The organism is Ruminococcus difficilis (genome assembly GCF_016680995.1).
This window is the reverse complement of the sequence record NZ_JAEQMG010000145.1, coordinates 73533-98513: the sequence shown is the minus strand read 5'-3', so window position 1 is coordinate 98513 and position 24981 is coordinate 73533. Positions and strand designations below refer to the sequence as shown.

The 24981-nt window shown below is 50.7% G+C and carries 19 protein-coding genes and 1 pseudogene; all 20 read left to right on the top strand.

Features of this window, described 5'->3' with window-relative positions:
• The coding region (locus tag JKK62_RS13860; protein ID WP_207752195.1) for a protein-ADP-ribose hydrolase at window positions 1-603 on the top strand (603 nt) is incomplete at its 5' end.
• A gap of 739 nt (window positions 604-1342) precedes the next feature.
• Window positions 1343-2680 (top strand): citrate/2-methylcitrate synthase, encoded by a 1338-nt coding sequence (locus JKK62_RS13855; RefSeq protein ID WP_201428405.1) that lies wholly within the window; start codon window positions 1343-1345, stop codon window positions 2678-2680.
• Between the two features lie 141 nt (window positions 2681-2821).
• Complete coding sequence (locus JKK62_RS13850; RefSeq protein WP_201428404.1) at window positions 2822-4159, top strand: circularly permuted type 2 ATP-grasp protein; 1338 nt, start codon at window positions 2822-2824, stop codon at window positions 4157-4159.
• Window positions 4141-4842, top strand: a complete 702-nt coding sequence (locus tag JKK62_RS13845) for an alpha-E domain-containing protein (protein WP_201428403.1) — start codon at window positions 4141-4143, stop codon at window positions 4840-4842. Before JKK62_RS13850 ends, JKK62_RS13845 begins: the two co-directional genes overlap by 19 nt.
• Window positions 4839-5609: a transglutaminase family protein gene (locus JKK62_RS13840; protein WP_201428402.1), complete on the top strand. Its 771-nt coding sequence runs from the start codon at window positions 4839-4841 to the stop codon at window positions 5607-5609. Before JKK62_RS13845 ends, JKK62_RS13840 begins: the two co-directional genes overlap by 4 nt.
• A gap of 18 nt (window positions 5610-5627) precedes the next feature.
• A complete protein-coding gene (locus tag JKK62_RS13835) occupies window positions 5628-6569 on the top strand; it encodes a M14 family metallopeptidase (RefSeq protein ID WP_201428401.1) in 942 nt (313 codons plus the stop codon).
• Window positions 6566-7489, top strand: a complete 924-nt coding sequence (locus JKK62_RS13830) for a M14 family metallopeptidase (RefSeq protein WP_201428400.1) — start codon at window positions 6566-6568, stop codon at window positions 7487-7489. The genes JKK62_RS13835 and JKK62_RS13830 overlap by 4 nt, the downstream gene beginning before the upstream one ends.
• Before the next feature lie 11 nt (window positions 7490-7500).
• Window positions 7501-8211 carry a gamma-glutamyl-gamma-aminobutyrate hydrolase family protein gene (locus tag JKK62_RS13825; protein WP_201428399.1) on the top strand — a complete coding sequence of 237 codons (711 nt, stop codon included), beginning with the start codon at window positions 7501-7503 and terminating at the stop codon, window positions 8209-8211.
• 21 nt (window positions 8212-8232) lie between these two features.
• Window positions 8233-8949 (top strand): gamma-glutamyl-gamma-aminobutyrate hydrolase family protein, encoded by a 717-nt coding sequence (locus tag JKK62_RS13820; RefSeq protein ID WP_201428398.1) that lies wholly within the window; start codon window positions 8233-8235, stop codon window positions 8947-8949.
• 25 nt (window positions 8950-8974) lie between these two features.
• Entirely contained in the window at window positions 8975-9529 is a 555-nt protein-coding gene (locus JKK62_RS13815; RefSeq protein ID WP_201428397.1) for a biotin transporter BioY, read from the top strand.
• 2 nt (window positions 9530-9531) lie between these two features.
• The gene (locus tag JKK62_RS13810) at window positions 9532-9903 is read left to right on the top strand and encodes a DUF1284 domain-containing protein (RefSeq protein WP_316638055.1); all 372 of its coding nucleotides are present in this window, start codon (window positions 9532-9534) and stop codon (window positions 9901-9903) included.
• A 150-nt stretch (window positions 9904-10053) separates the two neighbouring features.
• Window positions 10054-12147, top strand: a complete 2094-nt coding sequence (locus tag JKK62_RS13805; protein ID WP_201428395.1) for a glutamine synthetase III family protein — start codon at window positions 10054-10056, stop codon at window positions 12145-12147.
• A gap of 214 nt (window positions 12148-12361) precedes the next feature.
• A complete protein-coding gene (locus tag JKK62_RS13800) occupies window positions 12362-14089 on the top strand; it encodes an ammonium transporter (protein ID WP_243411859.1) in 1728 nt (575 codons plus the stop codon).
• 292 nt (window positions 14090-14381) lie between these two features.
• On the top strand, window positions 14382-15812 hold the full coding sequence (gene purF, locus JKK62_RS13795) for an amidophosphoribosyltransferase (protein WP_201428393.1): 1431 nt from the start codon (window positions 14382-14384) through the stop codon (window positions 15810-15812).
• Window positions 15812-16915: pseudogene (carA, locus tag JKK62_RS13790) on the top strand (glutamine-hydrolyzing carbamoyl-phosphate synthase small subunit). The gene purF and the pseudogene carA overlap by 1 nt, the downstream one beginning before the upstream one ends.
• The gene (carB, locus tag JKK62_RS13785; RefSeq protein WP_201428392.1) at window positions 16908-20039 is read left to right on the top strand and encodes a carbamoyl-phosphate synthase large subunit; all 3132 of its coding nucleotides are present in this window, start codon (window positions 16908-16910) and stop codon (window positions 20037-20039) included. The pseudogene carA and the gene carB overlap by 8 nt, the downstream one beginning before the upstream one ends.
• Before the next feature lie 20 nt (window positions 20040-20059).
• Window positions 20060-22633, top strand: coding sequence for a PEP/pyruvate-binding domain-containing protein (locus JKK62_RS13780; RefSeq protein WP_201428391.1), 2574 nt, complete (start codon window positions 20060-20062; stop codon window positions 22631-22633).
• Between the two features lie 72 nt (window positions 22634-22705).
• Window positions 22706-22978 (top strand): DUF6809 family protein, encoded by a 273-nt coding sequence (locus JKK62_RS13775; protein ID WP_201428390.1) that lies wholly within the window; start codon window positions 22706-22708, stop codon window positions 22976-22978.
• Window positions 22979-23693: 715 nt separating this feature from the next.
• The gene (locus JKK62_RS13770) at window positions 23694-23969 is read left to right on the top strand and encodes a DUF6809 family protein (protein WP_201428389.1); all 276 of its coding nucleotides are present in this window, start codon (window positions 23694-23696) and stop codon (window positions 23967-23969) included.
• Window positions 23970-24140: 171 nt separating this feature from the next.
• Window positions 24141-24884 (top strand): hypothetical protein, encoded by a 744-nt coding sequence (locus JKK62_RS13765; RefSeq protein ID WP_201428388.1) that lies wholly within the window; start codon window positions 24141-24143, stop codon window positions 24882-24884.
• Window positions 24885-24981 lie beyond the last annotated feature (97 nt).

The window sequence follows — 24981 nt, the reverse complement described above, 5'->3', positions numbered from 1 at the left end:
GAATATCTCAGAGCTGAAAACGAAGCAAAGGGTATCACAAAAATATCAGACCTCACCCCTGTTGAAAAAGACCTCTATTTATGGCAGGGCGACATCACAACGCTCTCCTGCGACGCGGTGGTGAACGCTGCCAACGCCCAGCTTTTGGGGTGTTTCAGGGTTTTACATTCCTGTATCGACAACTGCTTGCATAGCGCTGCCGGATTATCTCTGAGATACCGGTGCTTTGAGATCATGCGCGAGCAGGGGCACGAGGAGCCTACAGGTCAGGCTAAGATAACTCCCGGCTACAATTTGCCGAGCAAATATGTCATTCATACCGTGGGACCGATTGTCAGCGGCAGACTCACCGATCAGCACTGTGAACTGCTCAAAAGCTGTTACCTCTCTTCCTTGAAGCTTGCAGAGGAAAACGGATGTAAAAGCATCGCGTTCTGCTGTATCTCTACAGGTGTGTTCGGATTCCCGCAGCATAAGGCGGCTGAGATCGCCGTATCAACTGTGAAAGACTACAAAAAAACAACAAGCAGCGATATCAAGGTCATCTTCAATGTGTTCAAGGATGACGACCTGATGATTTATCGCAACTTGTTGAATTGCTGATTTTGGAGCCGGTTTCCCCGGCTCCTTTTTTACTTTATAAGAAACTGCTCGTTTCTAATAAAGTAAAAAAGATTTGTATGCCCGCTCAGTTTGTTGCTACGCAACAACGAGCGATGGCTATGCGAAATGCGCGCAGAGCGCGCTTTCTTGTATAAAGAAACGGTGATACTGTGACTAACATTTTTGTTTAGCTTCAAGTGAAATTATCAAACAGCCTTATTAAATGAAAAATGGCTTAAACACTGACTTTCTGAGCTAAAACCACACTATTTATCAACACTTTTCGCTTGAAATCCAAAAAGGAAGTCAAATTACCCTACCTTCTCATAAAAACGCGACACAGGTGAAATTTGGACGTTTTAGGATAGTCCTAAGATAGGCTTGACAGTATTGTTTTGTTCGAATATATGAGAAAGGAAAACAAAAACATATGTTAAGTAGTATGAGTGCTTATGGAAGTTTAGATGAATTACATATCATGCAAATGGGAAAGAGATTGTCAAAGGAATTCATATCTCTAATGTCCAATTTTTCAATAGCGAATCGGTATACTGATATCTTATGGTCGATTTGAGTAGCAGGAGCTCCACATAAATAGCAGATTGTTCCTTTATGCTTAATTACAAAGTTTGTTTTCTCTATTTGACAATCCGAAAAAACGGTGTTATAATACAGCCAATAACTGAGCAAAGGCGCTTCTCTTTTCAGAGGAGCGCTTTTCCTTTTAAGGAGAATACTTATGAGCTTCAAGGAAACAATGGTGACTGCCTTTACTGAAAACAATCGCATTTCACCGGAATATTACTCGAAGTACCATGTCAAGCGCGGACTGCGTAATTCTGACGGTACCGGCGTGATGGCAGGCGTCACGAATATCTGTAATGTACACGGTTATGTGGTGGACGACGGCGAAAAGGAGCCCGCCGAGGGCAAGCTGATCTTCAGAGGCTATAACATCAACGATCTGATCGGCAGAGCAGTAGCGGAGGATCGGTTTGGTTATGAAGAGGTCGTCTTTCTGCTGATGACCGGCAGATTGCCCGATCAACGAGAACTGGAGGATTTCACCGTTCTCTTATCAGACAACCGTGCACTGCCGGGGACATTCTTTGAAGATATGATTCTGAAAGCGCCCTCCCGGGACATCATGAACAAAATGGCGCGGTCAACGCTTGCGCTGTATTCCTATGACAGCGATCCTGAGGCAAAAACACCCGAGCACGAGATCGACACCGCCGTCTCACTGATCGCAAAAATGCCCGTTATCATGATTTGTGCCTATGAGGCGAAAAAAAGATTTTTTACAGAGGAATCGATGATCATGCACCAGTTGATCAAGGGTCAGTCAACCGCAGAGAATATCCTCTCGACCCTGCGACCTGACAGAACCTTTACGCACGATGAGGCAAAGCTGCTCGACCTGATGCTGATGCTCCATGCCGAGCATGGCGGCGGCAATAACTCGACATTTGCGTGCAGGGTGCTGACCTCGTCGAGCACCGATCCTTATTCGGCATATGCTGCCGCCATTGGGTCGCTCAAAGGTGCGCGGCACGGCGGGGCTAATCACAAGGTTGCCGAAATGCACGCGTATATCAAGGAGAATGTTTCAGATTGGGAAGATAACGCAGAGGTATCCGATTATCTGAGGAAGATCCTGAAAAAAGAGGCGGGAGACGGCAGCGGACTGATCTACGGGATGGGTCACGCTGTTTACACTCTGTCCGATCCGCGTGCGGTGATCCTCAAAAAATACGCGGGAGCGATGGCAGAGGGTACAGAGTACGAAAGGGAGTTCCGACTTCTGGAATCAATCGAACGCCTGACGCCGATCGTCTTTGAAGAGGTCAAACATTCCAGCAAGGTGATGTGTGCTAACATTGATATGTACAGCGGACTGGTTTACAGGATGCTCGGTATCCCCGAAGAATTGTTCACACCGCTGTTTGCGGTGTCACGAATGGCGGGCTGGTGCGCACATCGCTTTGAAGAAATCAACAGCGGCAAGCGTATTATCCGTCCCGCATACAAGTCGGTCTCTCGCGAGAAAAAGTATATCCCTATTGAAAAAAGATAGCATTTTGTCGATGAAATGTGGGAAAATTCTTGACAAACTTTTGACAATGCGGTAAAAACCAAGTGTAAAAACGCAGAAAGCAACGGCGCTTCTCCAACAACGGAGAGGCGCCGTTTTCGTTTAAAGGAACGGAGTGATACTATGACGGCGCTGCATCAGGAGCAGTTTACAAAGGCAGTAGGAAACGCCGGTGAGATCAATGATCTTCTCAGGCGATACGGGGTCAAATTCGGCATCTACAAGAACGGCGAGTTCAAAGAACAATTCTTCCCTTTCGATCCGATCCCGCGAGTGATCCCGTCTCAGGATTTTGCGCAGATCGAAAAGGGATTGATCCAGCGCGTAGACGCTCTGAATGCTTTTCTCTACGATATCTACCACGACAAGAAGATCGTCAGGGACGGGATCGTTCCGGAGGATTTCATATACATCTCAAAGGGCTACCTCGCACAGTGCGAGGGCGTGACGCCTAAAAATAAGATTTACAGTCATATTTCCGGCATCGATCTGGTACAGGCAAAGGACGGCGAATGGTATATTTTGGAGGATAACCTGCGGATCCCGTCGGGCGCTTCCTATCCGCTGATTGCAAGAGAACTGACGCGGATCGCGGCGCCGCAGGCGTTCGAGGAAAATGCCGTTGTCGACAATCGCGGCTATGCACAGCTGCTGAAAGAAACTATGGAATACGCGAACTGCGGCGGCATCAGGGCGATCCTCACGCCGGGTAGGTTCAACGCGGCATACTTTGAACACTCGTATCTAGCGGAGCATACCGACTCGGTGCTGGTGCAGAATGACGAGCTGTTTGTCGAGGACAATATTCTCTACCACCGCACCTATTCGGGCGGTAAAACAAGGATCGGTGTGCTGTACCGCCGTATTGCGGACGAATACCTCGATCCGCTGACCTTCCTGCCCGAATCGCTGATCGGTATTCCGAATCTGATGGAGGCGTACCGCAGCGGCAACGTCGGTATCATCAATGCGCCGGGTAACGGCGTTGCGGACGACAAGGGTATCTACTACTTTGTCCCGAAGATGATACGGTACTATCTCGGTGAAGAGCCGATTCTGAAAAATGCCCCGACCTATCTGCCGTTTTATGAAGAGGATATGAAATATGTGATGGACAAGCTCGAACAGCTCGTCATCAAGGACGTCGCGGAGGCGGGCGGCTACGGCGTGGTATTCGGCAGCGAGCTGTCAAAGGAACGGCTGGAGGAATTCCGCGCTGAGATCATCGCACAGCCCAGACGCTTTATCGCGCAGGAGGTCATCGACTTCCTCGATCTGCCGATCATCGACAACGGTGTTACGGTCATGCGCAAGGCAGATCTGAGGGCATTTGTATTGTCGGGAGAAACAACAAGAGTATGGGCGTCGGGACTGACCAGATTTTCCAGAAATCCCGATTCCTTCGTGGTCAATTCATCGCAAGGGGGAGGCTTTAAAGACACATGGGTACTATCTCGTTAGAACACAGCAACCGTCTCTACTGGCTGGGACGCTATACGGAACGATTTTTTACGACGCTAAAGGCGCTGGGCGATCTGTATGACAAAATGCTCGATACACAGCATGGATACACGGATTATCTCGGCTGTTTCGGACTTGCCGATACCTATGCGGATAACGCGGCTTTTCTCCGCAGCTTTCTGTTTGACAATGCGAATTCTAACTCCGCAGTATACAGTCTCGAGCGCGCCTATGACAACGGTATCGTCCTGCGCGAGGAAATCTCAACTACCTCGCTGTCCTTTTTGCAGATGGCAAAGGACACGTTGGAAAAAGCACAGAACAGTACAAATATCCGCTTATCGCTGCTGCCGCTGGAGGATATTCTCTATGCCTTCTGGGGCTGTATCAATGAACATATTTATGACGATGAGATCAGGAACATCATCTATATCGGGAAAACCGTCGAGCGGCTTGACCTGTATATGAGGATGAAATACCCGTATCCGATCGTGGAAAAGGAGTTCATCCGACTCCTCAAAAATCTGAACCGCGTGCCGCGCTCGACTCCCTTTCGTTATCAGACAAAGCCGCTGTCCGATCTGGTCGAGATTCTCGGCACAGAGGCCGACTATGATCGTGAGTCAAAGAGGGCAATCAGCAGTCTTAGCAGGCTGTTTGAAGCCGGGGAGGTGAGCGTATGAAACGCGTGAATTATTGTTTTTCCACCAAGCTGACCTTTGATGATTATGTACATGACCACAGCTTTGCGCTGCGGATCATCCCGCCTGAGACGGCATCGCAGCAGATTTTGTCATGCAATCTGAATATCTCTCCTTATGTTCCGGTCAAACAGACTGTCGACGCGTTCGGCAATAATGTGACGACCGGGTATCTGAGGGACGACCATCGTTTTCTCGACTTTGAGATCAAGGGAACGGCTGAGGTCGACTGTACAAAGCGCCGTACCGACTATATGCCGTGTTATCTTTACCAATCAGAATATACACAGCCTGACGATGCTCTGCGCGACTTTTACCGTGCGCATCAGGACGGCTGTATCGGAACTGCCGCAGACCGGGCGGCATATCTCAGCGATGTCCTGTCGCAGACGATCGGATATCAGAAGGGCGTGACTGATACCGCAACGACTGTGGCGCAGGCGTTCGCGCTGAAAAAAGGCGTGTGCCAGGATTTTTCGCATATCCTGATCTCGCTGCTGCGAATGGACGGCATCGCCTGCCGTTATATCGCGGGACTCGCCTTCTGTGACGGAGAGACCCATTCATGGGTGGAGTATTGGACAGGCAAACATTGGGAAGGGATCGATCCCGCCAACAACTGCCCTGTCGGCGACGGTTATCTGGTGATCTCACAGGGCAGGGATTTTCGCGACTGCGCTGTTGATCGGGGCGTGATGTACGGAAAGCATACTTGCCAGCTCCAGCTGGTTCGCTCGATACTATCATAGGGAAAGGAAACAGAAAAAATGACAGAAACGATCGCAAGCATTGCGCTTGCCGTTAATGAAAAGCTGAAAATACAGAAGAGACGTATTCAAAACGGAAACAGCACGACCCGCCTGAGCCTTGTGACCGGTACCCACGGCGACGAGCTGGAGGGGCAGTACCTCGCCTTTATGGTCGGTAGCTTTATCGACAAGAATATCGACCTACTCGACGGGATCGTCGATATCTATCCTGCGCTCAATCCCATGGGGATCGACAGCATCACGCGGGGCATCCCGATGTTCGACCTTGATATGAACCGCGTTTTTCCCGGTACTAAGAACGGCACAATGGTCGAGGTCGTCTGTTCCGCTATCACGGATGATATCAGCGGCTCGGATGTGTGCGTTGATGTTCACTCAAGCAATATTTTTCTGAAGGAGATTCCGCAGATACGCATCAGCGTGCCGACTGCCGAGGTGCTTCTGCCGTACGCTGAGATGATGAATGTAGACTTCGTTTGGATCCATGAGTCGGCGACGGTACTGGAATCGACCCTTGCGCATACGCTCAACTCCCGCGGTACAAAAACGCTGGTTGTGGAAATGGGCGTCGGTATGCGGATCACAAAGGAATACTGCGGTCAGTTGTTTCAGGGCGTCCTTAACCTGATGAAACAGCTCGGTATGTGGAAGGGAAAAACCGTTCCCGTGCGCAAGCCGATCATTTCCGCGGGTCGCGAGGTCGGCTTTGTCAACTCCGACGTCGCAGGTATCTTTGTTCCTTTTTCGGATTTCGGTGATACGGTGAAAAAGGGCGACCATATCGGCAATGTTATCGACCCGCTGAGCTCTAAGGTTGTCGAGGAGGTGCAGGCTGTCTGTGACGGAATGATCTTTACCCTGCGCGAGTATCCGGTCGTCTACGGCGGCTCACTGCTGGCGCGGATTTTGCAGCCTATGCAGGGAGGTGAGGACGCATGAAAAAGAAGACGCTGTTCTCACTGAAATCCCCTTATCGTGAGCAGCTTGACGTCATCGGCTACAGCTTCGGCAGAGGAAAAAAAGCCCTTGTCATTGTCGGCGCCATGCGGGGCAACGAGGTACAGCAGATGTATGTCTGCAGCCGCATGGTGCAGGAGCTGAAAAGGCTTGAAGCAGACGGAAAGCTCGCCGAGAACTGCGAGATCCTTGTGATCCCCTGCGTCAATTACTACTCCATGAACCTCGGCAAGCGGTTCTGGGCGATGGATAACACCGATATCAACAGGATGTTCCCCGGATATGATCAGGGTGAAACGACCCAGCGGATCGCGGCAGGCGTGTTTGAACAGTTACAGGGCTATGAATACGGCATCCAGCTTGCTAGTTTCTACCAGCAGGGGATTTTCCTGCCGCATGTCAAGCTGATGGATACCGGTTTCACAGATCCCGGGATGCTCAAGGATTTCGGACTGGAATTCGGTATCGTGCGCAAGCCGCGTCCCTATGACACCACTACGCTGAATTATAACTGGCAGATCTGGGAGACAAAAGCATTTTCGGTTTATGCGAACGCAACTGACGAGATCGACGAAAAGGCTGCCTGCGAGGCGGTCAATGCGATCCTGCGCTTTATGGACAACCGCGGCCTGGTCAGCACGAAAACGCCGCCCGGATATCGCACGGTCGTATTGGATGAGAGCGAAACAGAACAGATCCAAGCGGGTGCGGCAGGTCTCTTCTTCAGTACTGTTGAGATCGGCGCGACTGTCGAAAAGGACGACATCCTCGGCAGGATCGTTGATCCCTTTGAGTGTACGACCGTCGGAGAGATCCGTACGCCTGTCTCAGGAACCGTCTACTTTGCCTATCACAGCCCGCTGATCAATGAAAAAACAGTATGCTTCAAAATCATTAAGTAGGAAGTGGTCTGATGTCTAAGCCGTTGATCGGTATGGTAGCTCTTGTAAACAATCACACTCAAAGCTGTAGAACGATATCAAAATGTCTGGATGTTGTCGTGCAAGCAGGAGGTCTCCCGACGCTCGTCCCAATGACCGGTAAAGAGGAGTTGTTCTATCAAGCGGTTGAGATGTGTGACGGCTTTATTATTGCAGGAGAAGATGATTTGATCATGGACAGAGAGGAAAAGAACGGATATGTCCTCCCGGATTCACAACAGAACGCAAGGGTGATTTTCGTGCTGGATACAGCGATAAAGGTCAACAAGCCGTTGCTGAGTATCAGCACAGGACTCCAGTTTTTGAACGCAGCGCTGGGCGGCACACTCTTTCGGGACATTAGAGTTCAGTCGTTTTCTGCAAATCAACAGACTTTATCTGAACACCCTCCCGTGCATAATGTGTCGATCAATCCCGATACACCCTTGGCAAAATTACTGAAAATACGGCAGCTATCCGTCAAAGGTAATCGCTTTCAAGGGATCGAAAAGATTTCCCCGATCCTGAAAAGTATGGCATATGCGTCGGATGGGTCTATTGAAGCAGTATATATGCCGCTCAAAGCGTTCATGTGGGGGATCCTGTGGCATCCTGAACTGGCCTATATGACAGATGATAACAGCAAGAAGATAATAGATTTGTTTATCGCGCATGCAACAATGCAAAGGAATTCCTTGTTATAATGCGGGTGGTGGATTATGTCAATGTCAAAGCCAACGATCGGTGTTTTTCCGCTTTTTGATATTCAGCGCGACAGTCTTTGGATGATACCGGGTTATATGGACGCTCTTATACAATCGGGAGCGATTCCGATAATGCTGCCGCTGTTGACAGATTGGCAGGACATCCGGTCGCTTGTCGACACTTTCGATGGATTTTTGTTCACAGGAGGACAGGATATCGACCCTGCGTATTATCATGAAGCAGAATCGGAAAAATGCGGTGAGCATTTTGCCCTGCGCGATACGATGGAATATATCCTGTTTCACGAAGCGCTGAAAGCGGATAAGCCGCTGTTCGGCATTTGCAGGGGAATACAAGCGTTCAACGTGTTCTGCGGGGGATCGCTGTATCAGGATCTGCCGTCTCAGAAGCCGTCCCCTGTCGTTCACTGTCAGTCTCCGCCATATGACGAACCGGTACACTCGGTCAGTATCATCAAGGATACCCCGCTGTATACTCTGTTGAATACCGATCGTCTGAAGGTCAATAGCTATCATCATCAGGCAATCAAAGAGTTGTCGCCGCTGCTTTATCCAATGGCATATTCCGAGGACAGACTGGTTGAGGCGGTCTATATGCCCGAAAAAAGCTATGTATGGGCAGTACAGTGGCACCCCGAACTTTCCTATCGAGTTTGTGAGGAAAGCCGGCTGATCTGGAAGGATTTTGTTGATCATTGTAAAGAACTGCCATTATGAAAACTTTGAAAAAAGAGGTATAGGTATGTCTGCAAAAACTCATGATAGCAAAAACACTCGCTTCTCGGTGAAGAGTATGGTCGTTACCGCAATGTTCGCCGCTTTGATCGCGGTATGCTCGATCCTGAGCATACCGGTAGGTGAGGTACCCGTCACTCTCCAGACCTTTGCCGTGTGTCTTTCGGCGGCAATGCTCGGTTGGAAGCGCGGGACGCTCAGCGTCTTTGTCTACATTCTGCTCGGCGCGGTCGGTGTCCCGGTGTTCGCAGGAATGTCAGGCGGCGTTGGAATACTGGCAGGTCCTACCGGCGGATATATCATCGGTTTTCTGGCGACAGCGCTGATTGTCGGTTTTGCGGCTGATAAGTGGGAGAGAAAGGCCCTGCCTTTAACAATAGCGATGATACTGGGCATACTCGTTTGCTACGCTTTCGGTACCGTTTGGTTCATGGTCGTCATGAAGTGGGGCGTCGTTGAAACGCTGATGACTTGCGTCGTTCCGTTCCTAATCCCCGACGCGGTGAAAATCGTGCTCGCCATGGTACTGTCCAATCGTCTGTCAATGGTCGTTACCCTTTGAGTGTGTTACTCAGACCCCACCACGCCTTGTGTATCCGTTTCTTTGAGGGATACGGATACGATCCGGACTTTGTCCGACATATGAATGATGTGATAACCATGTTACAGCATGATGACCCGACTGTCACACTCACCGGCGGCTGCGACTGTATCTGTGAAGCGTGCCCGAATAACGCGGGAGTTATATGTGCAAAAGATTATAAGGTCAGGGCAATCGATGACCGAGTCATGAATGTTCTAGGTTGCCATATCGGCGACGAGCTGTTGTGGAGCAAGCTGTACGAGCAGGCAAATGAAATGATCGTCAAGAGCGGCAGACTGAAAGATTTTTGCCGTAAATGTCAGTGGCTGTATATTTGCGAAAAGAAAGTTTGAGTGTGTAGGCAGCATTTTTACTTGAAAAAACTATTTTATTTCTTGACATTTTTTTAACAAGGTGATATAATCACCGGTGTAGAAAGCAAAGGCGTTTTGAACGAAAGTTCAAGGCGCTTTTTCTATTTTTATATCAAAGGAGAAGGTATTATGGAAAATGTAGCAGACTATTTCGGCTGTCTGGTTTTTGATGATAAGCTGATGAAAGAACGTCTGGACGGTAAGATTTATCAGAAGCTGCGCAAGACGATCGACGACGGCGAACAGCTGAGTTTGACTGTTGCGAACGCGGTAGCTGTTGCGATGAAAGACTGGGCGATCGAAAAGGGCGCGACCCACTACACCCACTGGTTCCAACCGCTGACAGGTATCACCGCCGAGAAGCATGACAGCTTTATCTCCCCGTCCCTTGACGGCAGGATTATCATGGAGTTCTCCGGGAAAGAGTTGATCAAAGGCGAGCCGGATGCGTCATCCTTCCCCTCCGGCGGCTTGCGCGCGACCTTTGAGGCGCGAGGCTACACTGCGTGGGATCCGACATCCTACGCATTTATAAAAGGAAAGACATTATGTATCCCCACCGCGTTCGCGTCCTACGGCGCCGACGCGCTGGATAAGAAAACCCCGCTCCTGCGCTCGATGCAGGCGCTGAATATCCAAGCACTGCGTGTACTGAAGCTGTTCGGCAACGAGGACGTCAAGAAGGTAGTCACCTCGGTCGGTCCCGAGCAGGAATATTTCCTTGTCCCCAAGGAGCTGTACGCCAAGCGCAAGGATCTGATTTACACCGGACGCACCTTGTTCGGAGCTTGTCCCCCAAAGGGTCAGGAGCTGGATGATCACTACTTTGGCAGCATCAAGCCACGCGTCCTCGCCTATATGGAGGATCTGAACGATGAGTTGTGGAAGCTCGGCATCCTCGCCAAGACCCAGCACAACGAGGTCGCCCCTGCCCAGCATGAGCTGGCTCCCATCTACACCACCACAAACATCGCAACCGATAACAACCAGCTGACGATGGAGATTATGCAGAAGGTTGCAACAAAGCACGGTTTGGTATGTCTGCTGCACGAAAAGCCCTTCAAGGGTGTCAACGGCTCCGGCAAGCACAACAACTGGTCGATCGGCACCGATACCGGCGTCAATTTGCTCACCCCCGGCGAGACCCCCTATGAAAACGTCCAGTTCCTTCTGTTCCTCGTCGCGGTCATCAAGGCGGTCGACGAGTATCAGGATCTGCTGAGATTATCCGTTGCGACCGCCGGAAACGATCACCGTCTGGGCGCGAATGAAGCGCCTCCTGCTGTTATCTCCATATTCCTCGGCGACGAGCTCATCGGCGTTCTCGATGCGATCGAGAACGAAACAGAATATGAGGGCGCAAAGAAAAAGTACATGAAGCTCGGCGTTGACGTGCTGCCACAGTTCAGACGCGACACCACCGACCGCAACCGTACCTCGCCCTTTGCCTTCACCGGCAATAAGTTCGAGTTCCGTATGTTGGGTTCTTCCAACTCCATCGCGTGCTGCAACATGATGCTCAACTCAGCCGTCGCGGAATCCTTGAAGCAGTTCGCGGATGTGCTGGAGAACTCCGATAACTTTGAGAACGACGTACACACCCTGATCCGCGACACCATCAAGGCGCATAAGCGCATCATCTTCAACGGCAACGGCTACGATGACGCATGGCTGGAAGAAGCCGAGAAGCGCGGTCTGTCCAACCTGAGAACCACCGCCGACGCGATGCCGCATCTGCTCGACGAGAAGAACGTCGCGATGCTGACCGCTCACAAGGTCTTTACCGAGGCGGAGCTCGAGAGCCGCTTGGAGATCATGCTCGAAAACTACGTCAAGCAGGTCAACATCGAGGCGCTGACCATGGTCGATATGACCGGCAAGCAGATCCTGCCCGCCATCGAGTCCTATCTGACCAAGCTGCTGACCAACGTCACCATGAAGAAAGCGATCTCCCCCGACATCAGCTGCGCGTATGAGACAGCTAATATTGAAAAGCTCTCGGCTGCGTGCGACGAGATGAGCGCCAACGCAGGTATCCTCGAGCGCTTAACATATCATCTGAGTCACATCGACAATATCATTGAGCAGGCAGATTTCGTTCGAGATGAGATCTTGCCGCAGATGGATACTCTTAGGGAGTACGCTGACGACGCAGAAGCGATTGTTGATTCAAAGATCTGGCCGCTGCCGACATACGGCGAGCTGCTCTTCGGCGTAAGATAAAACTTATTGAATCATTATCGTGTACAATGGCGTACTCTGGATCATTTCGGGTACGCCGTTTTAGTAAAGCAGTCATTGCGAACCCCAAAGGGGCTTTGGCAAACCGCAAAGAGGGGTGCAACTCCTCTGATAAAGATATCAGCAACAAGGGAATTGCCACGTTGGGACTGCATCCCTCATCGCAATGACATCTAACACTTGGGAGGTATATGTTATGACAATGACAGTAGAATTTTGGTTCCTGATAGGAGCCGCATTGGTGTTCTGGATGCAGGCAGGCTTTGCGATGGTGGAGGCAGGCTTCACCCGGGCGAAGAACGCCGGCAACATCATCATGAAGAACCTGATGGACTTCTGTATCGGCACGGTGGTGTTCGCTCTCTTGGGCTACACCATCATGATGGGCGAGGATACGCTCTTCGGCCTGATCGGTATCCCTAACATGGATCTGTTCGCCCACTTTAAGGAGTTCATCGCATCCCCCGCGAACGGCGATTTCACCGCCGCTTCCACCTTCGTATTCAACCTCGTTTTCTGCGCCACGACCGCGACTATCGTTTCGGGAGCTATGGCAGAGCGTACTAAGTTCTCAGCCTACTGTATCTATTCGGGCGTTATCTCGCTGTTTGTCTACCCCATTGAAGCGCACTGGATCTGGGGCGGCGGCTGGCTTTCCCAGCTTGGTTTTCACGACTACGCAGGCTCCTGCGCAATCCACATGGTAGGCGGTATAGCGGCTTTGGTAGGCGCGGTCATCTTAGGACCCCGTCTTGGTAAATATGAGCGTGACGAGAACGGTAAGGTCGTCAAGGTCAACGCGTTCCCGGGTCATAATATCGTCATCGGCGCCTTAGGCGTCTTCATCCTGTGGCTGGGCTGGTACGGCTTCAACGGCGCGGCAGCGACAACGCCGAGCGAGCTCGCCTCTATCTTCCTGACCACCACGATCGCTCCTGCGGTCGCCACCTGCGTCACGATGGCGTTCACCTGGATCAAGAACGGCAAGCCCGACGTCTCGATGTGTCTGAACGCTTCTCTTGCCGGCTTGGTCGGCATCACGGCAGGCTGTGACGCGCTCGACGCGATCGGTTCGACCGTCGTCGGTATCGTATCCGGTATCCTGGTCGTTGTTTTCGTCGAAGTTCTCGACATGAAGTTCCATGTTGACGACCCCGTCGGCGCGGTAGGCGTACATATGGCAAACGGCATCTGGGGCACCATTGCCGTCGGTCTGCTCGCTAATCCCGATGCTCCCGCGGGACTTTCCGGTCTGTTCTATACCGGCGACTTTACACAGCTCGGCATCCAGCTCTTAGGCTTTGTTTCTGTTGCCGCTTATGCGGCGGTTATGATGATCATTACCTTTATGATCATCAAGAAGACCGTCGGACTCCGCGCTTCCGCTGAGGAAGAGATCGTGGGTCTCGATATTACCGAACACGGTCTGCCGTCAGCCTACGCAGGCTTTGCGGCTACTGCTGAGGACTATAGTGTTTACGGTGAAGACGTCACCGTCGTACTCGGCGATACCCCCGTTGCCGAGGCGGTCGAGGTCAAGACCGTTCCCACATTTGAAAAGGGTGACAGCAAGTTCACAAAGATCGAGATCATCTGTAAGGAAGCCCGCTTCGAAAAGCTCAAGAGGGCTATGGCAAAGCTCGGCATTACCGGCATGACCGTCACCCATGTCATGGGCTACGGTGCACAAAAAGGCAAGCCCGAGTATTACCGCGGTGTTCCTGTAGAAACCAATCTGCTGCCTAAGATGCAGGTTGAAATGGTCGTCTCTGCGATCCCTGTCAGAGACGTCATCGAGACCGCGAAGAAGGCCCTGTACACCGGTCACATCGGTGACGGCAAGATTTTCGTCTACGACGTGGAGAACGTCGTGAAGATTCGTACCGGCGAGGAAGGCTACGACGCCCTGCAGGGCGACGATTAATCCCTTTGCAGCTAAAGGACTTCAGGGGTCAAACGATTAACAGGCTTAGTCTCCTTCCAAAGCCTTCATCAACATTGAATAATAACTCTCAAATAATGTTTGCCATTTTACTTACCGTTTGACATTCCTAAAGTTATACAGACTGTGATTCAATTTTCTGGATTACAGTCTGTATTTTATTTGACAAACCTTATATATCGGGGTATAATACATTTAATAAAGCAAAGACGTCTTGGATATTCCAAGGCGGCTTTGTCTTTTTCTTTTGAATAATTAAATGCGGAGTGATTCCATGAGCAGTTTCCATGAAGAGTGCGGTGTGTTCGGTGTATACAGCAGAGAAACAAACGATCTTGCATCGATGACCTATTATGCACTGTTTGCCTTACAGCACCGCGGTCAGGAGAGCGCGGGAATCGTCGTCAACGACGACGGCGTGTTCACTTATCAAAAAGGCGAGGGACTGATCAGCGAGGTATTCAGCACGGACAACCTGAGCTCACTAGGCAAAGGGAATATTGCAGTTGGTCATGTGCGCTATGCCACCACCGGCGCAAAACTGCTGCAGAACATCCAGCCACTGATCGTCAACCATCACAAGGGTAGGATGGCGCTGTGCCACAACGGCAATCTGTCCAATTCTTATGCGCTGAGGACGCGCTATGAGGAACAGGGCGCGATCTTCCATACCACTACCGATTCCGAAGTTATCTCCTATACGATCGTGCAGGAACGACTGAGTCACGGTTCGATTGAAAAGGCGGTGTCGGCGGCGATGGATATGATAGAGGGCGCGTATTCGCTGGTCATCAGCTCGCCGCAGAAGCTGATCGCCGCGCGCGATCCGCACGGATTTCGACCGCTGTGTTACGGCGAGACCGATGACGGCAAGATCGTATTTGCATCCGAGTCCTGTGCGCTGGACGCCGTCGGCGCAAGGCTTGTGCGCGATCTTTTGCCCGGAGAGATCGCAGTCGTCGACAGCGGCGGTATCCGATTCGATACAAGCCATTGTCATATATGTCCGAAACGCTTCTGCGTGTTCGAATACATCTACTTTGCTCGTCCCGATTCGGTGATCGACGGCGCATCTGTCAGCCGCTGCCGCAGGATGGCGGGACGGTTTCTTGCACAGGAGCACTCTGTCGATGCGGATATCGTCATCGGCGTGCCCGATTCGGGGCTCGAGGCGGCGATCGGCTATGCGCAGGAATTGGGGATCCCCTACGCGATCGGTTTTACCAAGAACAAGTACATCGCCCGCACCTTTATCGCGCCCGAACAGGGTCAGCGCGCGCAGGGCGTCGGGATCAAGCTCAATCCTATCCGCGATGTGGTAGACGGCAAGCGCGTAGTACTGATCGACGACTCCATCGTGCGCGGCACGACCTGCCGACGGATCGCCGGGCTGCTGTGGAACGCAGGCGCAAAGGAGATCCATATGCGCGTCAGCGCACCGCCATTCAAATGCCCTTGCTACTACGGAACCGATATCGATAGCGCGGAAGTTCTGATCGCCAACCGCCTAAGTGTTGACGACATCGCAAAAGAGATCGGTGTGACATCCCTCGGTTACCTTAATATCGATCATGTCAGGCTGTTAACAGGTGAGGACACAGGCTTTTGCACAGCGTGCTTTGACGGAAACTATCCGACTGTTATCCCATCCGATACGGCGAAGAATCGATTTGAAACCAAAATCAGTGAAAAGAAACAGGTGTGATGATGAAGCTACTTGAATTAAATAAAAAACTGATACTGGAAGATGGTTCAGAATACTTTGGTAAGGGATTTGGAGACAATGACGCGCGCGTCTTTGAGATCGTATTCAACACCTCGCCCGTTGGCTATCAGGAGATATTATCCGATCCGTCCTATACCGATCAGGGTGTAGTAATGGCGTATTCGCTGATCGGCAACTACGGCATGACGGCGGAGGACTATGAAACAAAGACGCCGACCATAGCCGCGATGATCGTGCGTGAATACAACAGTGAACCGTCTAATTATCAGAGCGTAAATACGCTCGAAGAGGTGATGCAACAGTATCATATCGTCGGTATCAGCGGGATCGACACCCGCAAGCTGGTGCGTAATATTCGCGACTACGGCTCCTGCCGCGCGATTATCACGGATATATCTGAAAATACTGATGAGGCAGTAAAAAGGCTGAAAGAACACGTTCTCCCGACAGACGCCGTCAGCCGCGTCAGTCGAAAATATATGACAGAATACACGTCTGATCATGCCGCGTATCATGTCGTAGCGGTCGACTGCGGGATGAAAGATAATATCATCCGTTCTCTGGTGAAACGAAACTGTTGTGTCACCGTCGTGCCGTGGAACACACCAGCCCAAAAGATTTGGTCGCTGAATCCTGACGGCTTATTTTTAAGCAACGGTCCCGGCAATCCTGAGGACGTTCGCGAGGTAATCAATACCGTTCGTCAGCTTCGCGGTATGTTTCCGGTTTTCGGCATCTGTCTGGGGCATCAGATCCTGTCCCTGTCCTACGGTGCAAAGATCTACAAGTTGAAATTCGGTCACCGCGGCGGCAATCATCCAATCAAAAATCTCACAACTGACAAAATCGAGATCACCTAGCAGAACCATTCCTATGCGGTGGACGCCGAGAGCCTGAAAAACACGCCGCTTGAAGTCACACATCTCAACCTATTAGATAACACCGTAGAGGGTGTGGAAAGCGTGAGAGACCGAGTCTTCGGAGTCCAGTATCATCCCGAATCCGCGCCCGGTCCGCAGGACAGCGGCTATCTGTTCGACAAGTTTATCAGCCTGATGAAGGAGGGAAAGCGCCATGCCTAAGAGAGAGGACATCCGACGCATTATGGTCATCGGCTCGGGGCCCATCGTCATCGGTCAGGCAGCGGAGTTCGACTATGCGGGTACGCAGTCTTGTCTTGCGCTCAAGGAGGAAGGCTACGAGGTCATCCTCTGCAACTCCAACCCTGCGACCATCATGACCGACCCTGCGATTGCCGACAAGGTATATATGGAGCCGCTGACCCTCGAATATATTGCGAAGATCATTCGCAAGGAACGCCCCGACGCGCTCCTGCCGGGGATCGGCGGTCAGACAGGGCTGAATCTTGCGATGCAGCTCGAACGCAAGGGTGTGCTGAAAGAATGCGGCGTCGAGCTGCTCGGCACCTCGTCTGAAAGCATCGAGCAAGCCGAGGACAGAGAGCTGTTCAAGGAGCTGTGCGAGCGCATCGGCGAGCCCGTCATCCCGTCTCAAATCACATATGACTTAGAAGAAGCAAAACAAGCCGCCGCGGCGGTCGGCTACCCCGTGGTCCTGCGCCCGGCGTTCACCCTCGGCGGCACGGGAGGCGGTTTTGCCGACAGTGAAGCTGATTTATTGAAAATCGGGAAACAAGCGTTTGCTTTGAGCCCTGTGCATCAGGTGCTGATCGAAAAGTCCGTCAAGGGCTACAAGGAGATTGAGTACGAGGTTATTCGCGATCATAACGATACCGCGATCACCGTTTGCAATATGGAAAACTTCGATCCCGTCGGCATCCACACCGGAGACAGCATCGTTTTTTGTCCGTCTCAGACGCTGACCAACAAAGAGTACCAGATGCTCCGCGACAGCGCTCTCAGACTGATCCGAGCGCTGAAGGTTGAGGGCGGCTGTAACGTACAGTTTGCGCTTGATCCGCATTCGTCGCAGTATTATATCATCGAGGTCAACCCGCGCGTGTCACGTTCTTCTGCGCTTGCAAGTAAAGCGTCGGGTTATCCCATCGCGCGCGTCAGCGCGAAGATCGGCGTCGGTCTGCGCCTCGACTATGTTGTCACAAAAATGCCGCGATTCCCCTTTGATAAATTCGTCACTGCGCCAAACACCCTCGGCACCCAGATGAAGGCGACCGGTGAGGTCATGAGCGTTGGCAGAACCATCGAAGAAAGCCTGCTCAAGGCGGTGCGCTCGATGGAGATCGGCGCGGATCATTTGTATCTTCTGCGATTTGAGTCAATGACTTCCGATGAACTATACAAATATATCACCCGCGATACCGATGACAGAGTGTTTGCAATCGCTGAACTGCTCAGAAAGGGCGGCAATATCAACAATATCCATGACCTGACCGCCATCGACAGGCTGTTCCTGCGCAAGATTCGCAACATCATACAGATGGAATCACAGCTGCGGGATAATGTCGGCAATCCCGATATGCTGTATCGCGCTAAACGAATGGGTATTTCGGATAAGGCGATCGCTCATCTTTGGAAATGCGATGAAGCGGAGATATATAAGATGAGAAAGGATGCGCACATTCAGCCAGTATTCAAAATGATCGACACCTGCGCCTCGGAATTCCTCAGCTATGTACCGTATTTTTATTCGACCTATGAAGAAGAAAATGAATCGATCTGCACCGATAAAAAGAAGATCATTGTTTTAGGTGCAGGACCGATCCGTATTGGTCAGGGCGTGGAGTTCGACTACTCTACTGTTCATGCGGTGCAGACCATCCGCAGAGCGGGCTATGAGGCGATCATCATCAACAATAACCCCGAGACCGTCTCGACCGACTACACCACCGCCGATAAGCTCTACTTTGAGCCCCTCACTCCCGAGGATGTCATGGCGATTATCGACTTTGAACAGCCTGAGGGCGTTATTGTTTCTCTCGGCGGTCAGACCGCGATCAATCTCGCCCAGCCCCTCATGGACCGCGGCGTGAAGATCATCGGTACCGACTGCGCCGCGATCGAGAGAGCCGAGAACCGTGATTCCTTCAACGCGATCATCAAAGAACTCGGTATCCCCCAGCCCGCCGGCCGCGCCGTTACCTCGATCGAAGAGGGCGTGAAAGCGGCAGAGGAGATCGGCTATCCCGTCCTCGTCCGTCCGTCCTTCGTGCTCGGCGGCAGAGCCATGCAGATCGTCAGTAAGGAAGCAGACCTGAGGCATTATTTAAAGACCGCCGTTGAGATTGACGAGGATAAACCTGTCTTAGTCGATAAGTACATCACGGGCAAAGAGGTTGAGGTCGACGCGATCTGCGACGGCGTAGACGTATTCGTACCCGGTATCATGGAGCTGGTCGAGAGAACTGGCGTCCACTCCGGCGACAGTATCTCGGTCTACCCATCCTTCTCAATCTCGGATAAAGTAAAAGGGATCATCCTGCAATACGCGAAAAAGCTTGGCAAGGCTATCGGTATTGTTGGTCTGTATAATATCCAGTTCATCATCGACGAAAATGACGACGTTTACATCATCGAAGTTAACCCGAGATCCTCGAGAACGGTTCCGTTCCTGAGCAAGAGTACAGGTTATTCCCTCGCGGATATTGCGACGGAGGTCATCTTAGGCAATTCGCTGAAGGAACAGGGTATTTTCCAGCTCTATCCCGAGGAAAAGAAGCGCTATTATGTCAAGGTGCCGGTCTTCTCGTTCCAGAAGATCAAGGGCCTCGACGCGTACCTCAGCCCTGAGATGAAGTCCACCGGCGAAGCGATCGGCTATGACAAGAGCCTGTCGAGAGCGATATACAAGGCACTCGTCGCAGCGGGCACGAAGGTGCAGAACTACGGCACGGTCATCGTGACCCTTGCCGATGAAGATAAGGAAGAGGCGATCCCGCTGATTCGCCGCTTCTACAACCTCGGCTTTAATATTGAGGGAACGGATCTAACTGCAAAAGTGCTACGAGAGCACGGTATCAAGACCAGAACATTGAGAAAGATTAGTGAAGGCTCAAATCAACTCCTCGACGCGCTACGCTCAGGATACGTCAGCTACCTGATCAACACGCGCGCGATCCTATCAGGTGTGCACTACGAGGACGGCGCCGCGATCCGCAGAACAGCGATTGAGAACGGCGTGACAGCCTTTACCTCGCTCGATACAGTACGTGTACTTTTGGATGTATTAGAGGAAACCACGCTCACCATTTCCACTATCGACACATAACACTATCAGGAGGAACTAACATGGCTGCATTTGAAAAAACTAAATCAGGAATCCCGATGATGGACGACGCTTTACAGAACATCCGTCTCGGCGACAATGTCGTCTGGCAGGTACCGTCGCTTGACGAGTTCCGCTATGTTGCAGAGCGTTTTTCCAATCAGGCGATAGCAGACGGGAGGAACCTGATCTACATCCGCTTTGCAGAGCATGAGCCGATTCTCACCCCGCGCGAGGGACTGAGGATCGAGCATGTAGAGCTATCCCACCGCTTTGAAACCTTCACCGTCAATATCCACAACCTAATCGAGCGCGAGGGTTATGACACGTTCTACATCTTTGACTGCCTTTCTGAACTCGAACAGGCGTGGTCAACAGACCTGATGATGGGCAACTTCTTCCACCTCACCTGTCCTTACCTGTTTATCCTCGACACCGTTGCGTATTTTCCGCTGATCCGCGGCAGACATTCCTTTGACGCGATTGCGACGATTCGCGATACAACTCAGCTTTTCCTCGATGTGTATAAGGATGAAAAGGATGTATTTGTCCGCCCGATGAAGGTATGGAACCGCTACTCGCAGACCATGTTCCAGCCCTATCGTCTGAGCCGTGAGGATAACAGCTTCACCGTGCTAAGGGACGGCACCGAGGTCAGTCATTTCTACAGCGTGATGAACAAAGAAGCAACCCAGGCACAGGATCAGAATGTCGATAGTTGGGAGCGATTTTTCTTCCGAACCAAGCTCCTCCACCAAAACGGCGTGGCCGTCACCGAGGATTGCTCAAAGATCTGCAATATCATGCTGACGCGCGACAGTAAAATGCGCGAGCTTATCAAGAGCAACTTCACGCCGGAGGACTATTTTGAAGTTCATTCCCGAATGGTCGGTACCGGTATGATCGGAGGCAAGGCGTGCGGTATGCTGCTCTCCAGAAAGATTGTCGAGAACCATCGCCCGGACATCTTTGAGCGTTTTGAACCGCACGACTCCTACTACATCGGCTCAGATGTTTTTTATGCGTATATAGTGGACAACGGCTTTTGGGATCTGAGAATTAAACAGCGGACGGAGGAAGGCTATTTTACTCTTGCCGGAGAGTTTGAGAAAAAGATCATGGAGGGCAAATTCCCGACCGGTATCGAGGCGGAGTTTCGTCGAATCCTCGATTACTACGGTAACGATCCGGTCATCGTCCGTTCCAGTTCCATCTTAGAGGATGGCTTCGGGAACGCCTTCGCCGGTAAATATGAATCTGTTTTCTGCGGCAATCAAGGCGATCCGGAGGAACGATTGCAAAAGTTTGAAGAAGCAGTCAAAATTGTCTATGCCAGCACGATGAGCATGTCCGCGCTCGACTACAGAAAACGCCGGGGGCTGGATAAGCGCGACGAACAGATGGCTATTCTGGTGCAGCGCGTATCGGGCTCGCGGTATGAGGGCTTTTTCATGCCCTGCACGGCGGGTGTCGGTTATTCAGTCAGCCCCTACCGCATGGGCAGCGAAAAGCCGAAATCCGGTATGCTGCGGCTCGTCATGGGTTTAGGTACGGCAGCGGTCGACCGCAGAACAGGTTCTTATCCAAGATTGGTTTCTCTCGACGCGCCGACAAAGGTCCTCAGCACGGACATGAGTGATCGACAGCAGTTTTCTCAGAGGATCGTGGACGCTATCAGCGCTGACACGAACGATGTCGAAGGCTTTGACGCGATGAACATCTGTAAATCTGTACCGCGATATTTAAAAAATATGATTTACTCGCACAACTACGAAACCGAGAGCCGTCTCAGAGAACGCGGCGACTGGAGGGACGTCCTCTTCATCACCTGTGACGGATTAACGAAGAACGAACAGCTGATGACTGATATGCGTGACATCCTCGAGTTGATCCAAACCCATTACGAATATCCTGTTGATACGGAATACACGATTAACTTCGCTCCTGACGGCAGCTATGTCATTGATCTTTTGCAGTGCCGTCCGCTGCAGCTGACAGCGGAGGGAGATAAGATCACTGTCCCCGACGGCGTAGATAACAGGCGTATCCTGCTCGAAACCAAGGGGGTGTCTATGGGATTTTCCCGTGAGATCGCCATCGACGGCGTTGTGTATATCGATCCTATCCTCTACTATCAGATGCCGTACCGCCGTAAGTATGAGATAAAGGAAGCGCTCTCTCAAGTCAACTGGCGCTTCCGCAATCAGGGCAAACATTTACTGCTTCTGACGCCCGGCAGGATATGCACATCGTCACCGGAACTCGGCGTACCGTCCGGCTTCTCAGATATCAGCGAATTTTCCGTGATTGCAGAGGTCTCAGAATCCAAGGTTGGCTATATTCCCGAGCTGAGCTACGGCAGCCATATTTTTCAGGATCTTGTTGAAGCAGGGATTCTTTATACCGCGGTGTTTGAAAAAGAGAGCACAATCGCTTTCTCTCCCGACCTGCTGAAAGAGTTTGCCGATGTAACGAATGGAGTAACGGAGCTCGCGGATGATATCAAAGGAGTTCTGCGTGTATACGATACCTCAAAGGATCATTTGACCCTGTACTACGATTTGGGCGAAGAGCATTTGCTGGTATGTAAAGAATAAATTGCTTTCATTTTTTACTTGACTTTTTCAAAACTTATGGTATTGTGTTGTGCTTGAAGGGGGCGCGATACTATGACCACATTAGAGCACTTCTACTTTGGCAACGTGAATCCAAGTGAGTACAAGCAGAGTAAGGATACTAAAAAGAAACTGTCTGAAACGACAGCACTGATCGATGAGCATCGTACTATGCTGACTACCGAGCAGCAGAGGGAAAAGCTGGAGCAGATAGATAGCTGTCAGTTATCGCTGATTGCTATTTCGGAACGCGACGCCTACATCGAGGAATTCAAACTTGGTGTGAAAATGACAACAGAAATATATGAAGATATACAGCAGCGGTGATGATATCTTGGTAGCCCCGCTGTTGTACTTTTGAAAAGCACATCGAAAGACTCTTTCTCCTGCTGATATTGACTCAGTTTATGAATCGAACGAAAAAAACCTTATAAGTGCATTTGCGGATTGTGCCATATTATAGGGTAAACACTCGGGTGAAAACCAAACTTGTGCCACAGGCGATTTGTGAGCGTTTGTGAAAGGGTTGTGTAGCATAAAGTTGTTCGTCTTTTTATGTGATATCAATCAAAAAAGTACAAAGGACAGGGACAGATGATTGATGTTTCATCTGCCCCTGCCATTGTAGTTGTGTAGCAAAAACAAAAAGCCTAGTGTCGCTCGTCCTCATCGGCTGTACTCGGTAGGCGCATCAGGTAGGTGCTCCTTGACCTCGCGGGACACGCATGTCCGCCGTTCGTCCTCTCCCTACCGCATAGGGATGCGTGTGGGACCCCAGAGCCTCTCTCGAGGTGTTCGTAGGTTACCTTACAACTCACAAAATTGCAAGTGTTTCTTTTAAAAAAAATACATCAAAAGATGAACTGCTTAACAAGGAATAAGAAAAGAGAATATCTAAAAAATGTGATAGATATGCCATTATTAGCAAATTTGTCCATAGCTCACACGGTAGTGCATGCGAGCTATGGACGAGTTTATCAAATAATGCTTGACTTCTTGATTTTTCATGGTATTGTGTCTTTCTGACAAGGAGCGTGATACCATGATCGCATTGGAGGATTTCTACTTCGGGAACGTGAATCCCAGCGAGTACCGACAGAAGAAAGATACAAAGAAGAAACTGTCGGAAATGACAGACCTGATAGACGAGCTGAAAAGTCTATTGACTGATGAACAGCAGAAAGAAAAGATAGAACAGATAGACAGTTGTCAGCTGTCGCTGATTGCGCTTTCTGAGCGTGACGCCTACATCGAGGGCTTCAAGCTCGGCGTGAGGATGACAACAGAAATATACGCAGATACACAGCAGCGGGGATGACGCACGTCGCCCCGCTGTTCGCATTTAATCAGCGGCTGTGACCTGATGTAAAAGCAAACATAAATAATGATTACATTATTTATAAAGCTTTGCCGTTTACAAACATCCTGGTTTGTTGTATAATCAAATAAAATAAGTATAATCATACCAAAATGCAATGGAGAGAAAAGTATGAAAAAATGCTTAGCTTTATTGATTGCGGTTGTAATGCTGTCAAGTCTTTTCATCGTTCCGACTTATGCTGTCGAAAGCAAAAATGCGACTGTCTCCTATTATGACGACGACTGGGACGGTGGAGATGACTGGGATAACGGAGGCGATGATGAAGAGCCTACCGAGCCGTCCGTTCCCGTGAATGCATATAGCCTGACTGTCAACGGCGAGTATTTTACCAACGATAAATTGACAATCTCCTGCGGAAATGGTACTGCATCCTTTAATCCGAACACCAACACGCTTACGCTCGATAACGCAGAGCTGAGCAAAACGCCTTCATCCGGCAACTTTTTCAGATACGCCGCGATAGGTTCCGCGATTTCCGACCTTACGGTCGTGTTCAAGGGCAAGACCGTATATGACGAAGGGAGATCCGATAATTATTTCCTCTGTTCTTCCGGCAAAGTTACCTTTACCGGCGACGGCACGACGGAGATGTACAAAACGGAAGCTGTCGAACACGAGGAATTCAATGAGGAAGAGTATAGGTGGGAATCTTATTATACATACGAGAGTCTGCAAACTGACGTCAAAATGGAGATCAACGCGGATGTAACCTTCGATCACATCAAGGCGTACAGGTTTTTTATCACTAATACAAAATCCGGCGATCTGACCGTTCGCAATGCAACCCTGACAAGGGTGCGATCTGACGTTCCCCGGCAGCGCTGCCATAGAGAACGCAACGATACAGAGTGAGCAGTATCGGGCAAAGATCACTAATATTATCAACTATTATAGATCCTCTATTAAGAGCAGATCACTGACCGTTCTTGACAGTACACTCGCGCAAACC

What these genes read in the sequence shown, in the direction of transcription:
- JKK62_RS13855 (WP_201428405.1), top strand. Translation starts at nt 1,343, where the DNA reads ATGAGCTTCAAGGAAACAATGGTGACTGCCTTTACTGAAAACAATCGC.
- JKK62_RS13850 (WP_201428404.1), top strand. Translation starts at nt 2,822, where the DNA reads ATGACGGCGCTGCATCAGGAGCAGTTTACAAAGGCAGTAGGAAACGCC.
- JKK62_RS13845 (WP_201428403.1), top strand. Translation starts at nt 4,141, where the DNA reads ATGGGTACTATCTCGTTAGAACACAGCAACCGTCTCTACTGGCTGGGA.
- JKK62_RS13840 (WP_201428402.1), top strand. Translation starts at nt 4,839, where the DNA reads ATGAAACGCGTGAATTATTGTTTTTCCACCAAGCTGACCTTTGATGAT.
- JKK62_RS13835 (WP_201428401.1), top strand. Translation starts at nt 5,628, where the DNA reads ATGACAGAAACGATCGCAAGCATTGCGCTTGCCGTTAATGAAAAGCTG.
- JKK62_RS13830 (WP_201428400.1), top strand. Translation starts at nt 6,566, where the DNA reads ATGAAAAAGAAGACGCTGTTCTCACTGAAATCCCCTTATCGTGAGCAG.
- JKK62_RS13825 (WP_201428399.1), top strand. Translation starts at nt 7,501, where the DNA reads ATGTCTAAGCCGTTGATCGGTATGGTAGCTCTTGTAAACAATCACACT.
- JKK62_RS13820 (WP_201428398.1), top strand. Translation starts at nt 8,233, where the DNA reads ATGTCAAAGCCAACGATCGGTGTTTTTCCGCTTTTTGATATTCAGCGC.
- JKK62_RS13815 (WP_201428397.1), top strand. Translation starts at nt 8,975, where the DNA reads ATGTCTGCAAAAACTCATGATAGCAAAAACACTCGCTTCTCGGTGAAG.
- JKK62_RS13805 (WP_201428395.1), top strand. Translation starts at nt 10,054, where the DNA reads ATGGAAAATGTAGCAGACTATTTCGGCTGTCTGGTTTTTGATGATAAG.
- JKK62_RS13800 (WP_243411859.1), top strand. Translation starts at nt 12,362, where the DNA reads ATGACAATGACAGTAGAATTTTGGTTCCTGATAGGAGCCGCATTGGTG.
- purF (WP_201428393.1), top strand. Translation starts at nt 14,382, where the DNA reads ATGAGCAGTTTCCATGAAGAGTGCGGTGTGTTCGGTGTATACAGCAGA.
- carB (WP_201428392.1), top strand. Translation starts at nt 16,908, where the DNA reads ATGCCTAAGAGAGAGGACATCCGACGCATTATGGTCATCGGCTCGGGG.
- JKK62_RS13780 (WP_201428391.1), top strand. Translation starts at nt 20,060, where the DNA reads ATGGCTGCATTTGAAAAAACTAAATCAGGAATCCCGATGATGGACGAC.
- JKK62_RS13775 (WP_201428390.1), top strand. Translation starts at nt 22,706, where the DNA reads ATGACCACATTAGAGCACTTCTACTTTGGCAACGTGAATCCAAGTGAG.
- JKK62_RS13770 (WP_201428389.1), top strand. Translation starts at nt 23,694, where the DNA reads ATGATCGCATTGGAGGATTTCTACTTCGGGAACGTGAATCCCAGCGAG.
- JKK62_RS13765 (WP_201428388.1), top strand. Translation starts at nt 24,141, where the DNA reads ATGAAAAAATGCTTAGCTTTATTGATTGCGGTTGTAATGCTGTCAAGT.